Genomic DNA, 16,009 nt, shown 5'->3' with positions numbered 1-16,009 from the left:
CGGCCACCGGCTCAGAGCAGCGCCACGCTCGTCGGTCCGAGGAGTGCCTTGATATCGCCCATCAGGGCGGTGCTGGGCTGGACCCGCAGCCCCTGGTCGAGCCGCAGCACCGTCTCCCGGCTGCCGTTGACCAGTTTGAGCCGCACCTCCGTGGTGCCCGGGTGGCTGCCCAGCACCTCCCTCAACCGCTCCACCACCGGTGGGGTGCACCGGGCGGCGGCCATCGAGACCAGCACGGGACCGCGCGCGCCCTCGGTGAGCTCGGGGACGATGACCTCCGAGCCGAACAGCGAGGGCTGGTCGTCCCGCCGGCTGATCCGGCCCTTGACCACGATGATCTGGTCGCGGACCACCTTCTCCGAGACCTCGGCCCACGTCTTCGGGAAGAACAGCACCTCGATGCCGGACTCGAGGTCCTCCAGCGTGGCGATCGCCCACGGCGCGCCCTGCTTGTTGGTCCGCGGGGAGACCGAGGTGAGGATGCCGGCGATGGTGACGTTGGCGCCGTCCTCGACCCCGCCGGCGTTGATCTCGGCGATGGGGGTGTCGGCGTTGGCCGCCAGCACGTGCTCGACCCCGTGCAGCGGGTGGTCGGAGACGTAGAGGCCGAGCATGTCGCGCTCGAACATCAGCCGCTCGCTCTTGGACCAGTCGGCGGTGGGGATGGTGATGTCGAGGGCGCCGGCGAACGGGTCGTCCGCCGCGGCGTCGGCGCCGAAGCTGCCGAACAGGTCGAACTGGCCCTCGGCCTCCTTGCGCTTGAGCCCCATCGCGGAGTCGACCGCCTGGGCGTGGATCGCGACGATGCCCTGGCGCGAGTGGCCGAGGGAGTCGAACGCGCCGGCCTTGGCCAGGGATTCGATGACCTTCTTGTTGCAGGCCACCGTGTCGATCTTGCGCATGAAGTCGGCGAAGTCCTTGAACGCGCCCTTCTCCTCACGGGCCCGGACGATCGACTCGACGACGTTGGTGCCGACGTTGCGCACCGAGGCCAGGCCGAACCGGATGTCGGTGCCGACGGCGGTGAAGTCCCAGGAGGACTCGTTGACGTCCGGCGGGAGCACCTTGATGCCCATCCGGCGGCACTCGGCCAGGTAGATCGGCCGGCGGTCCTTGTCGTCCTGGACGCTGGTGAGCAGCCCGGCCATGTACTCGGCCGGGTAGTTCGCCTTGAGGTAGGCGGTCCAGTACGAGACCAGGCCGTAGGCGGCCGAGTGCGCCTTGTTGAACGCGTAGTCGGCGAACGGGACGAGGATGTCCCACAGCGTCTTGATGGCGGCGCTGGAGAAGCCGTTGGCCTTCATCCCCGCCTCGAAGCCGACGAACTCGGCGTCCAGGACCGACTTCTTCTTCTTGCCCATCGCGCGACGCAGCAGATCGGCCTTGCCGAGGGAGTACCCGGCGACCTTCTGCGCGATCGCCATGACCTGCTCCTGGTAGACGATCAGGCCGTAGGTCTGGCCGAGGATCTCCTCCAGCGGCTCGGCGAGCTCCGGGTGGATCGGCGTGATCTCCTGCTGGCCGTTCTTGCGCAGCGCGTAGTTGGTGTGCGAGTTCGCGCCCATCGGCCCCGGCCGGTAGAGCGCGCCGACGGCGGAGATGTCCTCGAAGTTGTCCGGCCGCATGAGGCGCAGCAGCGAGCGCATCGGCCCGCCGTCGAACTGGAAGACCCCGAGGGTGTCACCGCGGGAGAGGAGCGCGTAGGTGTTCGGGTCGGTGAGGTCCTTGCTGATCTCGTCGAGGTCGACCGGCTCCTTGCCGTTGATCACGATGTTGCGCAGCGCGTCGTCGATGACCGTGAGGTTGCGCAGCCCCAGGAAGTCCATCTTCAGCAGGCCGAGCGTCTCGCAGGTCGGGTAGTCGAACTGCGTGATGATGGCGCCGTCGGCCTCGCGCCGCATGATCGGAATGCTGTCGATCAGCGGGTAGCGGCCGATGATGACACCGGCGGCGTGCACGCCCCACTGCCGCTTCAGCCCCTCGAGCTTGCGGGCCTGGTCGACGACCTCGGCCGCCCCGGGGTCGGACTCGTAGCGGGCGCGGAACTCCGCGGCCTCCTTGTAGCGCGGGTGGGCCGGGTCGAAGACCCCCGACAGCGGGATGCCCTTGCCCATCACGTCCGGGGGCATGAGCTTGGTCAGCTCATCGCCCACCGAGTAGGGCCGGTCGAGCACCCGGGCGGCGTCCTTGATCGCGGCCTTCGCCTTGATCGTCCCGTAGGTGACGATCTGGCTGACCCGCTCCTCGCCGTACTTCTTCGAGACGTACTGGATGACCTCGCCCCGGCGGCGGTCGTCGAAGTCGATGTCGACGTCGGGCATGGAGACGCGCTCGGGGTTCAGGAACCGCTCGAAGATCAGCCCGTGCTGGAGCGGGTCGAGGTCGGTGATGCCCATGGCGTACGCCGCCAGCGAGCCCGCGGCCGAGCCACGGCCCGGGCCCACCCGGATGCCGTTGTCCTTGGCCCAGTTGATGAAGTCGGCGACCACGAGGAAGTACCCCGGGAAGCCCATCTGGCAGATGATCCCGACCTCGTAGTCGGCCTGCTTGCGCACGTGGTCGGGGATGCCGTTCGGGTAGCGCTTGTGCAGGCCCCGCTCGACCTCCTTCACGAACCAGGAGGTCTCGTCCTCCCCCGGCGGCAGGGGGAAGCGGGGCATGAGGTCGGCGCCCTCGGTGAACGTGATCTCGCACTGCTCGGCGACCAGGAGGGTGTTGTCGCACGCCTCCCGCAGGTCACCGGTGAACAGCGCCCGCATCTCGGCGGCGGACTTCAGGTAGTAGCCGTCACCGTTGAACTTGAAGCGGTTGGGCTCGTTGAGCCGCGAGCCGGTCTGGATGCACAGCAGGGCGTCGTGGGCCTCGGCGTCCTCCTTGTGCGTGTAGTGCAGGTCGTTGGTGGCCAGCAGCGGGATGCCGAGGTCCTTGGCGATCGCCAGCAGGGCGGGGCGGGTCTTCTTCTCGATGGACAGGCCGTGGTCCATCAGCTCGGCGTAGAAGTTCTCCCGCCCGAAGATGTCCTGGAAGTCCGCGGCCGCCTGGCGCGCCTTGTCCTCCTTGCCGGCGCGCAGCCACATGTTCACCTCGCCCGACGGGCAGCCGGTCGTGGCGATCAGGCCCTTGCCGTAGCGCTCCAGCAGGTCCCGGTCGAACCGGGGCTTGCGGTACTGCCCCTCGAGACTGGCCAGCGAGGAGATGCGGAAGAGGTTGTGCATCCCCTCCGTGGTGCGGGCCAGCAGCGTCATGTGGGTGTACGCGGCCTTCCCCCGGTTGGAGCCGCCGTCACCCTCCTCGTCGATCAGGTTGTCGCCGAAGTCGAACGGCGCCCGGTCGAACCGAGAGCCCGGGGTGTAGTACCCCTCCATGCCGATGATCGGCTTGACCCCGGCGGCGCCCGCCTGCTTGTAGAAGTCGTAGGCGCCGAACACGTTGCCGTGGTCGGTCATGGCCAGCGCCGGCATGCCCTGCTCCGCCGCGGCCTTGGTGACCTCCGGCAGCTTCGCCGCGCCGTCGAGCATCGAGTACTCGGTGTGCACGTGCAGGTGCACGAACGAATCGGACGGGCTGCTCACAGCGGGTCTGCGCTCCTCACGGGTCGTGCGTGCCCGGCCGGCGTCACGCGGCGGGCGACCGGCGGGGAAGACCGGCAGTGCGTGCGAGGTGGCGCGCACCGGCGGGCCGGTGGGTCGATCCTCGCACTGGTTCGGTTCTACGCCGAGGGTCTGACACGACGTGTCTGCTCACAGTGGACCGATCCGTCACAGCGGCCCCGGCACGGCTCAGGGCAGCGCGCGCCGCATGGTGACGTGCGGGATGCCCGCCTCCTCGTAGACCTCGCCGACGGCCGTGTACCCCTCTCGCTCGTAGAAGCGGCGGGCCGGCAGCTGGGCGTGCAGCTCGACCTCCCGGGCCCCGCGCACGACGGCCTCCCGGTGCAGCTCGGCGAGGACCGCGGCCCCGTGCCCCCTCCCCCTGACCTCGGCAGCGGCGGCCATCCGGCCGATGCGCGCCGTGGCGCCGTCCAGGAGCAGCCGCCCGGTCGCGACCACGCGGCCGGAGACGTCGCGGCTGAGCACGTGCACGGCGACCGCGTCGGCGTCGTCCTGCTCGATCTCGGGCGCGACGCCCTGCTCCTCGACGAACACCCGGGTCCGCAGCGCCGCCACCTCCGGCCAGTCGGCGGTGGTGGCGACCTGGGCGGTGGGGCTGGGCACGACGACCATTCTGGCGCTCCGGGCGACCGGGCCGGTCAGCGGCCGGGGGCCTCGGGCCGTTCGTGCACCGACGCCGGCAGGGCGCTGGCCGGCACGAGCAGGAAGCGCAGGTCGATCAGCGCGTGCAGCAGCACCGGCAGCAGCAACGACCCGGTGTCCAGGTAGAGCGCGGCCATCACCCCGCCCAGCACACCGGTCAGGACGATGCCCGGCCGGCCCTGGTAGGCGTGCGCCAGGCCGAACGCCGCCGCGGCGACGACCACGAGCACCCAGGTGGGCAGGTCTCCGGTCATGGCGGCGACGACGGCGAGGAAGAACCCCCGGTACAGCCACTCCTCGCACACCCCCGCGGTGACGCCGACCAGGGTGAACAGCCGCCGCTCGCTCCCGGTGCGGGGCAGCAGCGCGAGGGTGGACTGCCCGGGCGGCTCGGCGTGCCGGCCGTGGGCGGGCGGGGAATGACCCGCGCGCCGCGCCGGCCGGGCCGCCTCCAGCAGCGCGCCGGCGCGCAGCTGGCGGGTGGAGGCGACGACGAGCAGCAGCACCAGCACGACGACCGCCGTGGTGACCGGCCCGGGCCACTCCCGCGGCCAGACCAGCCCCACGGCCGCGGCGTCCACCCCCGGAGCCGCGAGCCAGACGACGAGGGCGACCACGGCCAGGCCCCACTCGAGCACGAGCAGCCGCCGGTAGAATGAGCGGCGGGCACCCGCGTCGGTGCGCAGCCGCCCTTCGAACCGGCGGTGCAGCACGTGCCCGACGACGGGCTCCCCCACCACCAGGTAGACGGCGACCACGACCGCGGCGAACGCCGCCGGGCCGAAGTCGCCGAGCGCGACCGGCAGACCCGTCACCGCCGCGGGTTCAGGCCTCGGCGCGCAGCAGGGCCAGCGCGCCGGCGAGGTCGGGCGGGTACTCGCTGGTGACCTCGACCCACTGCCCGTCGGCCGGGTGCGGGAAGCCCAGCCGCACCGCGTGCAGCCACTGGCGGGAGACCCCCAGCCGCGCGGCGAGGGTCGGGTCGGCGCCGTAGGTGGTGTCCCCGACGCAGGGGTGGCGCAGCGCGGAGAAGTGCACCCGGATCTGGTGCGTGCGCCCGGTCTCGAGCCGGATGTCCACGAGGCTGGCGGCGGCGAACGCCTCCGTCACCTCGTAGTGGGTGACCGACGGTCGCCCCCCGCTGACGACGGCGAACTTCCAGTCGTGCCGCGGGTGCCGGTCGATCGGCGCGTCGATGGTGCCGCGCGACGGGTCGGGGTGGCCCTGGACGAGCGCGTGGTAGCCCTTCTCGACCGTCCGTTCCTTGAACGCGGCCTTGAGCGCGGTGTAGGCGCGCTCGCTCTTGGCGACCACCATCACGCCGGTGGTGGCGGCGTCGAGCCGGTGCACCACACCCTGCCGCTCGGCGGCACCCGAGGTGGAGATGCGGTACCCCGCGGCGGCCAGGCCGCCGATGACGGTGGGCCCGTCCCAGCCGGGGCTGGGGTGCGCGGCGACGCCCACCGGCTTGTCGACGACCACCAGGTCGTCGTCGTCGAACAGGATCGTCATCCCCTCGACCGGTCTGGGCGGCGGGGGCTCGCCGGGCGGGGGCGGCAGCTCGACCTCCAGCCAGCTGCCCCCGGCGAGCCGGTCGCCCTTGCCGCGCACCCGGCCGTCCACGACGACGTGGCCGGCGTCGGCGAGCTCGGCCGCCGTCGTGCGGGACAGGCCGAAGAGCCGGGACAGGGCCTGGTCCACCCGCTGCCCCTCCAGCCCGTCGGGCACCGGTAGGGCCCGGTGCAGGCCGGGAGTGCTGGTCACGTGACCATTGTGCGGGTCGGGGCGGAGGGGACGGCGGAGCCGGACCTCAGACGGCGCGGGGCCGCTCCTCCGCACCGCTGCGGCTGCCGTCGAACTCGATGCCCCGCAGCGCCAGCACCGCACCCAGGATGCCGCCGCAGACGATCGCCGAGTCGGCCACGTTGAACACCGGCCACACGCTGCCGTCGGGGCCGAACACCGAGAGGAAGTCGACGACGCCTCCGCGCAGGAAGCCGGGGTCGCGGAAGACGCGGTCGATCAGGTTGCCCACCGCGCCGCCCAGCACCAGACCCAGCGCGACCGCCCAGCCGGTCGAGCGCAGCCGGCGGGCGGTGCGGACGATGACGACGGCCACGACGATCGCGATGAGGCTGAACAGCACCGTGGCCCCCTCCGCGAAGGAGAAGGCGGCGCCGGTGTTGCGCAGGTTGGTCAGGTACAGCGCGCCGCCGAGCAGCCGGATGTCCTCACCCGGCTCGATCGTCGCCACGACGACGAGCTTGGTCACGAGGTCGGCCAGGAGGACGACGGCGGCCAGGCTCAGCAGCAGCCGGGTGCGCGGCCGGCCGGGCGGCGCGACGGCGGAGGAGCCCGCGGACGCGTGGTCGGCCGGCTCGACGTGCTCGGACAGCGGGGGCTCCTCGGCTCGGCGGGATCGCGGTGGCCGCGCGGCCATCTCCGTCGACGATAGCCGCGAGGGTCGGTCCCCGGTCGCAGGAGACGGCCGCTACGAGGCGCCGGGCGCCAGCCAGACCGCGGTGTCCGGGGGCAGCAGGTCTGCGCAGGGTTCGCTGGACAGGAGACGGCGGCCCGCACCGCGCAGGTCCAGCGGCTCGTCCGACAGGTTCACCACGCACCGGAACGCCGGTCCGCGATCGAACGCGAGGACGTCGTCGGCGGTCCGCCACCAGGAGAAGTCGCCGCTGCGCATGGCCGGGATGCGCCGGCGGAGGTGGAGGGCCGTGCGGTACAGGGACAGGGTCGACGTCGGGTCCGCCAGCTGTGCGGCGACGGTGGCGCCCGCCCAGTCCGCGGGCTGCGGCAGCCAGGGCTCGACGCCGTCCTCGGTGAACCCGAACGGCGGGCGGTCGCCCGACCACGGGAGGGGCACCCGGCACCCGTCACGGCCCCGGGCGGTGTGGCCCGACCGTTCCCACGTCGGGTCCTGCAGCACCTCCTCCGGCAGGTCCTCCACCTCGGGCAGGCCCAGCTCCTCGCCCTGGTAGACGTAGGCCGAGCCGGGCAGGGCGAGGGTGAGCAGAGCGGCGGCCCGGGCCCGGCGGAGCCCGAGCTCCAGGTCGGCGGCCGACGCGCCGGTGTCGAAGCCCATCGTGGCGGCCGCGCTCCGGGCGCGCCCGAACCGGGTCACGTGCCGGGTCTCGTCGTGGCTGGACAGCACCCAGGTGGCCGGCGCCCCGACCGGTTCGAGGGCGGCCAGGCTGGCGTCGATCACGGCGCGGAGGTGGCCGGCGTCCCAGGGCGAGGCCAGGTAGTCGAAGTTGAAGCTGGTGTGCATCTCGTCCGGCCGGACGTAGCGGCTGAGCCGCTCGGGACCGTTCACCACCGCCTCGGTGACGAACAGCCGGCCGCCCTCGTAGCTGTCCCCGATCCGCCGCCAGCGCCGGAGGATGTCATGAACGCCGTCGACGTCCCAGTGCGGATTGCCCACCCAGGTGCGGGACTCGAACAGGGCCCCCGGTCCGTGGCCTGCATCGGGCAGGCCCGTGACCTTGGCCATCGCGGGGGCGGCGTCGACCCGGATCCCGTCGATCCCCCGGTCGAACCAGAAGCGCAGGATCGCGTCGAAGTCGTCGCGGACGCCCGGGTGGTCCCAGTCGAGATCGGGCTGCTCCGGGGCGAAGAGGTGCAGGTACCACTGCCCCGGCGAGCCGTCGGGCTCGCGCACCCGCGTCCAGGCCGGGCCACCGAAGGCGCTGATCCAGTCGTTGGGCGGCGCCGCGCCGCCCGCCCGGCCGTCGCGGAAGAAGTACCGGCTCCGCTCGGGTGACCCCGGCCCGGCCGCCAGGGCCGCCCGGAACCACGGGTGCCGGTCGGAGGTGTGGTTGGCGACCAGGTCGGTGATGACGCGGAGCCCGAGCGCGTGGGCCTCGGCAAGCAGCGCGTCGGCGTCCGCGAGGGTGCCGAACCGGGGGTCGATGTCGCAGTAGTCGGCGACGTCGTACCCGCCGTCGGCCATCGGCGAGGGGTACCAGGGGGTGATCCACAGCGCGTCGACGCCGAGTTCGGCGAGGTAGGGCAACCGACGGCGCAGACCACCGAGATCGCCGATCCCGTCCCCATCGGAATCGGCGAAGCTCCGCAGGTACACCTCGTAGACGACGGCGTCCCGCCACCACGTGTCCCACCCCGTCGTTGCCGACTCCGAGCCTGGTGAGGTGCTGGAACGGCCGCCCTCCAGGGTCCCGCGCCGAGCCTGCGAGGCGTGGGGTGAAGGGTGGTCCTTCCTCAGGCCGAGGCCGCCGTGGCCCCGCCCACCTGCGCCCCGCGCACGGGTGCACCGTCCCCGGACGCACGGCCCGCCTGCGCCTGCGAGTCCTCGAGCTGCTCGACCCGGTCCTGGGCCGCCATCCGGGTGAGCTCGGCGCCGGCCTCGGCGTCGCGGGTGAGGTTGTCCCCGGTCTCCGGGTCGAACACGTGCACCTTGCGACTGTCGAGCCAGAACTCCGCTTCCCGGCCCTCGCGGATGCGGCTGGTCGCGTCGATCGACACGATCGCCTGGGTGCGCAGCTCCTCGGAGTCCAGCTCCTTGGACAGGTCACGCAGCTGCGCCTGGATCGACTCAGGCGCCTCGTACGGGATGTAGGCGTACTGCGAGTCCCCCAGCCACTCGGTGACGTCGACCCGCGCCCGGAACGTCGAGCCGAGCGGGCGCTTGGCCTCGTCGACCAGTGATGCGTCCTCGAAGTACTCCGGCCGGATACCGACCAGCAGCAGCTCGCGGCCGGCCACCTTGGCGGCGCGGCCGGCGTCCAGCTCGATCGTCCCGAACGGCGTCTTCAGCGTGTTGCCCTCGGGCGTCGCCGGCAGGAAGTTCATCGGGGGCGAGCCGATGAAGCCGGCGACGAAGAGGTTGACCGGCTGCTCGTACAGCTCCCGCGGTGAGGCGACCTGCTGGATCTCGCCCTTGCGCAGGACGCAGACCCGGTCGCCGAGGGTCATCGCCTCGGTCTGGTCGTGGGTGACGTAGACGGTGGTGATGCCGAGCCGGCGCTGCAGCCGGGAGATCTCGGTGCGCATCTGCCCGCGCAGCTTGGCGTCGAGGTTGGACAGCGGCTCGTCGAAGAGGAACGCCTCGGCGTCACGGACGATGGCCCGCCCCATGGCGACGCGCTGGCGCTGACCACCGGAGAGGTTGGCCGGCTTGCGGTCGAGGTGCTCCTCGAGCTCGAGGACGTCGGAGGCCTCGGTCACCTTCCGGCGGACCTCGTCGTCGGGGGTCTTGGCCAGCCGCAGCGGGAAGGCGATGTTCTCGAACACCGTCATGTGCGGGTACAGGGCGTAGTTCTGGAAGACCATGGAGAGGTTCCGGTCGCGGGGCGCCAGGTCGTTGACCCGCTTGCCGCCGATGATCATGTCTCCACTGGTGATGTCCTCGAGGCCGACGATCATCCGCAGCAGGGTCGACTTCCCGCAGCCGGAGGGGCCGACCAGGATCATGAACTCCCCGTCGGCGATGTCCAGGCTGACGTCGTTGACCGCCGGGAACCCGTCGCCGTACTTCTTGACGATGTTCTTCATCTCGATGGAGGCCATCAGTGTTCGTCCCCTCGGTGGGTCGATGAGGTGAGGCAGGTCGGAGCCATGGCGGTCAGCCCTTGACCGCGCCGTTGGTGAGGCCGGCGACGATGCGCCGCTGGAAGAGGAGCACGAGGACGACGACCGGGATCGTCACGATCAGGGCGGCCGCCGCGATCGCGCCCGTCGGGTCCTCGAACTGGGAGGCGCCGCTGAACAGGCCGAGCGCGGCGGGAACGGGCCGGGCCGCCTCGGTGGAGGTCAGGACGATGCCGTAGACGAAGTCGTTCCAGGCGATGAAGAACGCGATGATCGCCGTGGTGAACACGCCGGGAGCGGCCAACGGCACGATCACCCTGCGGAACGCCTGCCACGTCGTGGCGCCGTCGACCTGCGCGGCCTGCTCCATCTCCCACGGGATCTCCCGGAAGAAGGCCGACATCGTCCAGATCGAGATGGGCAGTGTCAGCGACAGGTACGGGAGGATCAGCCCGGGCCAGGTGTCGTAGAGACCGATCTGCCGCCACACGTTGAACAGCGGCGTCACGATCGAGATGACCGGGAAGATCGCCACCGCCAGCGCCGTGGAGAGGATCACCTTCTTGCCCGGGAAGTCCAACCGCGCGATGGCGTAGGCGGCGAACATCGCCAGCAGGCAGGAGATGGCCGTGGCGATCAGGCAGATGCCGAACGAATTGCGCAGCGCGGGCAGGAACAGTTCGCTCGCATCTCCGGTCAGGACCGTCTCGTAGTTGCCCCAGGAGACGCTGGTCGGCAGGAACTGACCGTTGGCGATGTCCGACGGGGCCTTCAGCGAGATGGAGATGATCCAGGCGATCGGGAACAGCGCGTAGACGACGATGATCGCGCCACCGATCCACCACATGACCTTCTTCCGAGTGGACATCGTCACTCCCCCCGCGTCGAGGCCAGATCGACCTTGAATGCCTTGATGAAGGTGAAGGCGATCAGCACCACCACGAGGAAGAGCAGCACCGACACCGCCGAACCCAGCCCGATCTCCAATCGGGCGATCGTCTGCCGGTAGGCGAGGAACGACACCGATTCGGTGCCGTTGGCGCCGCCGGTCATGATGAAGATGCTGTCGAAGACCCGGAACGCGTCCAGGCTGCGGAACAGCAGGGCGACCATGATCGCCGCCTTCATGTTCGGGATCGTCACCCGCCACAGCCGCTGCCACCACGTGGCGCCGTCGACCTTCGCCGCCTCCTGCAGCACCTCGGGCACCTGCGCGAGACCCGCCAGCAGCAGGAGCGAGATGAACGGGGTGGTCTTCCAGATCTCCGCCAGGCAGATGACCAGCAGGGACTGCCACCGGTCGCCGAACCAGTCCGTGTTCTCGGTCACCCCGGGGATCCAGGCGAACCAGGAGTTCACGAACCCGGTGTTGATGTCGAAGGCGAACTGCCAGGCGAATGCGGAGACCACGGTGATCACCGCGTACGGGATGAGGATCGCCGCGCGCACCACCGGCCGGATGGAGCTGAGTGCCTTGGCCATCACCATGGCGAGTCCGAAGCCGAGCACCAGCTCCACCGCGACGGTGACCACCGTGATGAAGACGGTGACCCAGATGGCCTGCCACCAGATGGGGTCGGTGAGGATCACCCAGTAGTTGGTCAGCCCGGTGAACTCCCGGTTGGCCGGGTCGGTGAGCCGGTAGGAGAACAGCGACTCGTAGACGGCCTGCAGGATCGGATAGGCGGTGACCGCCAGCATCACCACGAACGCCGGGCCGGCCAGCAGCCAGCCGAGCTTCCGCTCGCTGCGCGACCGGTCGCTCAGCCCCCGTTTGGGCGCCGAGACCGGTTCGGTCTTCTTGACCGGCGGGAGCGTGGTCTGGGTCACAGCAGTTCCTCCCCTGCCAGGACTGCGTTGATGAGTTCAGCGGCTTCCTCGCCGGTGGTGCCCGGGTCGACCGAGATCGCCGGGTGGTAGACGCGCTGCAGCGCCCCGGAGACCTCGCTGTAGTAGACCGTCTGCGGCCGGGGCGCGGCCGCCTCCAGCGACTCCCGGATGAGCGGGGCCTGCGGGAACTCCTCGAGCACCTCGGGGTCGTCGTAGACCGACGCCAGGGCCGCCGGGTTCCCGTTGGTGAGGAAGTAGTAGGTCTGGTTCTCCTCGGAGACGATGCACTCGGCGGCCTCGTAGGCCAGGTCCGTGTTCCGGCTGAAGGCGCCGACGCCGATGTTGATGCCGCCGTAGGGGGGCCTGCTCTCCTCGTCCTCGACGGTCCGCGGGTAGCGCGCCCAGCCGTAGTCCTCGGGGACGGACGGGTCGAGCGTGCCCGCCTCGACGGCGGCCAGGGCCCGCGGCCAGACGAACGGCCAGTTGACCATGAACGCCGCGTCGCCCTCTTCGAAGTCCGTCACGTTGGCGTCCTCCCCGGCGGTGGAGAAGGCCGGGCCGCCGACGGTCGCCACCGACCGCATCGCCTCGGCCGCCTCCACCGCGGCCTCGGACTCGAGGCCGAGCACGATGTCCTCCGGGTTCTCGGCGGTCTCCTCGATGATCGAGCCGCCCGCGCCTTCGATCAGCGCGTTGATCCAGACCGTGAGCGCCTCCGCGCGGATGCCCTGCGCGGCGATCTGGGTGTCCTGCTCCTGGGCCGCGGCGACGAGCTGCTCCCAGGTGACCGGCTCGTCCATGTCCAGCCCGGCGGCCTCGGCAGCCGACTGCTTGTACCAGAGCAGCTGCGTGTTGGCCCAGAACGGTACGGCGACCAGTTCGTCGTCCCAGGTCGATCCCTCGATGGCGCTCTGCACCACCCCCTCGGTGACCCGGTCGGCGACGTCCCCGGGCACCGGGGCCAGGAAGCCGGCCTGGGCGAACTCGGGGATGTACGGCGGGTCCAGGCTCATGAGGTCGATCGAGTCGTCCTCCGCCGCCAGCCGCCGGATCAGTTGCTCCCGCTGCTGCGAGGATTCGCGCGGCAGCTGCGCCGTCTCGATGGTGTACGCGCCGTTCGCCTCCTCCGTGCAGCGCGCGGCGATCTCCGCCTGCCCACCCGAGTCGGGGTTGGTGTACCAGGTGAGCGTCGAGTCGTCGCCCGAGTCACCTCCGCAGGCCGACAGCGCGGCGACCGCGACGAGCGAGGCCGCGGCACCCGCTGCCCGCTTCTTCTGGCGCTTCCGACCAGGAGCGTTCGGCATCAGTCCTCGCCTCCGTTGGCGTTCCCCCGACGGTGATCACGACGGCTATCGGAGCGTGATACAGCTCACATGGGGTGTCAATTCGAACTGGTCCCCTGGCGGCGATCCGCGACCGGGCCGAGACCGACGCTCCGCCGAGCCTCCCTGCGTGCGGTTACTTCCGCCCGGCGATGGCCGACGGCGTGGTCAGCTCCTGAGGGGTGCGGGGCAGCACGGTGTCGAAGTAGGAGCGCGCGGCCTTCGTCGTACCGACGTCGCGGCCGGCCTTCTCCGACAGGAACCACCGGTGCTCGAGCACCTCGTGGAAGACCTCGGCCGGCTCCAGCCGGCCGCGCAGGTCCTCGGGGATGGCGTCGACGACGGGCTGGTACACCTCGCCCAGCCACCGGTGGCCGGCGATCGTCTCGGGCACCGGGTGACCGGACTTCTGCTCCAGGTAGGCGCGGAAGGCGCGGACGTCGTTGAGCAGCCGCTGCGCCTGGCGCTCCCGCACCTCCAGGCCGGTGAGCCGGAACAGCTCGCGGCGGTTGTGCCCGGGCTCGGCGACCCGGGTCTCGACGCGCAGCCGGGTGCCCTCGTCGGTGGTGAGGAGCTCCACCTCGCCGACGTCGAAGCCGAGCTCGTTGAGCCGCTGCAGCCGCTCGGCCACGCGGTAGCGCTGCTCGTCGGTGCGGAACACCTCCTCGCGGGTGACCTCGTCCCACAGCGACTCGTAGCGCCGCGGCAGGCTGTCGGCCACCTCGATCGGGTCGATGCCCTCGGGCAGCAGCCCGCCGTACCGCAGGTCCAGCAGCTCGGCCCCGACCCGCTCGCGGGCCAGGTCGACGTCGTAGCGGCGCTGGCCGGGCGACAGGCGCGGGTGGCGCTCGACGGTCTCGGCGTCGACCAGGTAGGCGGCGAACGTGCCGGCGTCCAGGCGGAACAGCGTGTTGGACAGCGAGCAGTCGCCCCAGAAGACGCCGGCCAGGTGCAGCCGCACCAGCAGCACGACCATCGTGTCGAGCAGCTGCTCGGCCGACTGGGCGCCGCGCGGCCGGGAGAACAGCCAGCGGTAGGACATCGAGTACTCGAGGTAGCGGGTGACCAGCACCGCCGGCTGCTCGTCGGGCCGGTCGACGCAGATGCCGAGCACCGAGACCGCCGGCAGGCCCTCGCCCTCGAACTGCGCCAGCAGCGCGTACTCGTGCCGGGCCAGCCGCTCGTCGATCTCCTTCAGCGCGTAGACCCGGCCCTCGAGCGCGACGAAGCGCACCACGTGCCGCGAGATGCCGCGCGAGGGGACGTCGAGCAGCAGGGCGTCGTCCCACTCCTCCAGCGGCTGGTGCCACGGCAGCGACAGCAGCCCGGTCGCGTCGGTGGCCGGTGGCCGGAAGAGGTACCGCATCAGGTGCTCCGTGGGGTCCCGGCACGGCGACCGCCGCCCGGTGCCGGTGTGATCACGATGGCACGGAACGCCGACGTCCGCAGCAGAGCGTGCGGGGAGGGGTGCTCCACCCCTCAGTCGGCGTCGCCGGCGCGGCCGGTCTCGCCGCGCCACATCGCCAGCCGGCCGGCGCGGCTGACCGCACGCAGCCGCCGCTCGGCCTCCGCGCGGGACCCTCGCGCCGACACCAGCAGCGCCTGGTCGCCGCGCATCAGCCGCGTGTTCCGGTCGGGCACGAACGCCCGCCCGTCGCGCACGATGAGCACCACGGCGGCGTCCTCGGGCAGCCGCAGCTCCGGCAGGTACACGCCGTGCAGACGCGACCCGTCCGGCACGGTCAGCTGCACCAGGTCGGCGTCCAGCGTCTCCAGCGGGGCGGCCTCCACCTCCACGTCGCGCGGCGTGACGGGGGCGGCGATCCGCAGCCGCCGCGCCACCCAGGGCAGGGACCAGCCCTGCACGACGGTGAAGACGACGACCAGCACGAAGACGGTGTCGAAGATGCCGGCCGCACCGGTGACCCCGGCGGTCACGGGGAAGGTGGCGAGCACAATGGGGACGGCCCCGCGCAGGCCCGCCCACGAGACGAAGGCCTGCTGCCTCCACGGCATCCGGAACCACACGAGGCTCAGCAGGACGGACACCGGCCGGGCGACCAGCAGCAGCGCCCCGCCCACCACCAGCGCGGGGAGCAGGGCGTCGGCCAGCCGCGACGGCGAGGCGAGCAGACCGAGCAGGACGAACAGCCCGATCTGGGCGAGGGTGGCCATGCCCTCGGCGAAGCCGATGCTCGCCGCGCGGTGCGGGAGGGCCGCGTTGCCCAGGACCAGCCCGCACAGGTACACCGCCACGATGCCCGAGGTGGCCGCGAGCGTGGCCGTCGCGAAGGCGAGCACGCACAGCGCCAGCATCGCCAGCGGGTAGAAGCCGGCCAGCGGGAGGGCGACCCGGCGCAGCAGCGCCGCCCCGCCGACCCCGAGCGCCACACCGATCAGGGCGCCGCCGACCAGCTGGCCGACGACCTGCAGCACGATGAGCCACCAGGCCCCCGGGCCGGAGCCGGTGAGGTAGGCGGCGAGGGTCGTGACCAGGAGGATCGCCGGGGCGTCGTTGAGCCCGCTCTCCGCCTCGATGGAGGCCGCCAGCCGACGGGGCAGGGGCAGCCGCCGCAGGGCCGCGAAGACCGCCGCCGCGTCGGTGGACCCGACCACCGCCGCCAGCAGCAGGGCGAAGCCCCACGAGGCGTCGAGCAGCCAGACGGCGAAGGCCGCGGTGATGCCGACGCTCACCGCCACCCCGACGGTGGCGAGGGTCAGCCCCGGCCCGACCGCCCGCCGCACGTCGGCCCAGCGGGTGGTCAGCCCACCCTCGGCGAGGATCACGACCAGTGCGGCCACGCCGAGCGTCTGGGTCAGCTCGGCGTCGTCGAAGCGCACGCCCAGCCCGCCCTCACCGATCGCGAGGCCGAGGGCCAGGTACAGCAGCAGGCTCGGCAGGCCCACGCGGTCGGCCAGCCGGAGCGCGACCGCGGCGACCAGGACGACGAGCGCCCCGACGGCCAGCGCGACGGTGACGGTCGCGTTCACCCTCGGCCGCTCCGCATGCGGTCAGTCTCCCGTACGGCGGGCGGGTCGCCCTCG

At 71.9% G+C, this 16,009-nt stretch carries 12 protein-coding genes; all 12 read right to left on the bottom strand.

From position 1 onward, the window contains the following. Positions 1–11 precede the first annotated feature (11 nt). Positions 12–3,572 carry a DNA polymerase III subunit alpha gene (gene dnaE / locus ACI79S_RS17425; protein WP_456594702.1) on the bottom strand — a complete coding sequence of 1,187 codons (3,561 nt, stop codon included), beginning with the start codon at positions 3,570–3,572 and terminating at the stop codon, positions 12–14. Between the two features lie 207 nt (positions 3,573–3,779). Next, on the bottom strand, positions 3,780–4,214 hold the full coding sequence (locus tag ACI79S_RS17420) for a GNAT family N-acetyltransferase (RefSeq protein ID WP_456594701.1): 435 nt from the start codon (positions 4,212–4,214) through the stop codon (positions 3,780–3,782). 35 nt (positions 4,215–4,249) lie between these two features. Next, positions 4,250–5,068 (bottom strand): CPBP family glutamic-type intramembrane protease, encoded by an 819-nt coding sequence (locus tag ACI79S_RS17415; protein ID WP_456594700.1) that lies wholly within the window; start codon positions 5,066–5,068, stop codon positions 4,250–4,252. A gap of 10 nt (positions 5,069–5,078) precedes the next feature. Then, positions 5,079–6,017, bottom strand: coding sequence for an RluA family pseudouridine synthase (locus tag ACI79S_RS17410; protein WP_456594699.1), 939 nt, complete (start codon positions 6,015–6,017; stop codon positions 5,079–5,081). A gap of 46 nt (positions 6,018–6,063) precedes the next feature. Next, complete coding sequence (lspA, locus tag ACI79S_RS17405) at positions 6,064–6,693, bottom strand: signal peptidase II (RefSeq protein ID WP_456594698.1); 630 nt, start codon at positions 6,691–6,693, stop codon at positions 6,064–6,066. Between the two features lie 51 nt (positions 6,694–6,744). Further along, the gene (locus tag ACI79S_RS17400) at positions 6,745–8,346 is read right to left on the bottom strand and encodes a glycoside hydrolase family 13 protein (protein WP_456594697.1); all 1,602 of its coding nucleotides are present in this window, start codon (positions 8,344–8,346) and stop codon (positions 6,745–6,747) included. Positions 8,347–8,483: 137 nt separating this feature from the next. Next, positions 8,484–9,791: an ABC transporter ATP-binding protein gene (locus ACI79S_RS17395; RefSeq protein WP_456594696.1), complete on the bottom strand. Its 1,308-nt coding sequence runs from the start codon at positions 9,789–9,791 to the stop codon at positions 8,484–8,486. Between the two features lie 55 nt (positions 9,792–9,846). After that, on the bottom strand, positions 9,847–10,680 hold the full coding sequence (locus tag ACI79S_RS17390; RefSeq protein WP_456594695.1) for a carbohydrate ABC transporter permease: 834 nt from the start codon (positions 10,678–10,680) through the stop codon (positions 9,847–9,849). Between the two features lie 2 nt (positions 10,681–10,682). Continuing rightward, positions 10,683–11,642: a carbohydrate ABC transporter permease gene (locus tag ACI79S_RS17385; protein ID WP_456594694.1), complete on the bottom strand. Its 960-nt coding sequence runs from the start codon at positions 11,640–11,642 to the stop codon at positions 10,683–10,685. Further along, the gene (locus ACI79S_RS17380; protein WP_456594693.1) at positions 11,639–12,946 is read right to left on the bottom strand and encodes an extracellular solute-binding protein; all 1,308 of its coding nucleotides are present in this window, start codon (positions 12,944–12,946) and stop codon (positions 11,639–11,641) included. Before ACI79S_RS17380 ends, ACI79S_RS17385 begins: the two co-directional genes overlap by 4 nt. Before the next feature lie 154 nt (positions 12,947–13,100). Beyond that, the gene (locus tag ACI79S_RS17375; RefSeq protein ID WP_456594692.1) at positions 13,101–14,330 is read right to left on the bottom strand and encodes a DUF4032 domain-containing protein; all 1,230 of its coding nucleotides are present in this window, start codon (positions 14,328–14,330) and stop codon (positions 13,101–13,103) included. Between the two features lie 113 nt (positions 14,331–14,443). Further along, positions 14,444–15,955 (bottom strand): potassium/proton antiporter, encoded by a 1,512-nt coding sequence (locus tag ACI79S_RS17370; protein WP_456594691.1) that lies wholly within the window; start codon positions 15,953–15,955, stop codon positions 14,444–14,446. Positions 15,956–16,009 lie beyond the last annotated feature (54 nt).

The sequence above is a fragment of the Blastococcus sp. SYSU DS1024 genome, from assembly GCF_054050795.1.
Note: the sequence above shows the minus strand (reverse complement) of the source record. Positions and strands in the feature narration are given on the sequence as shown.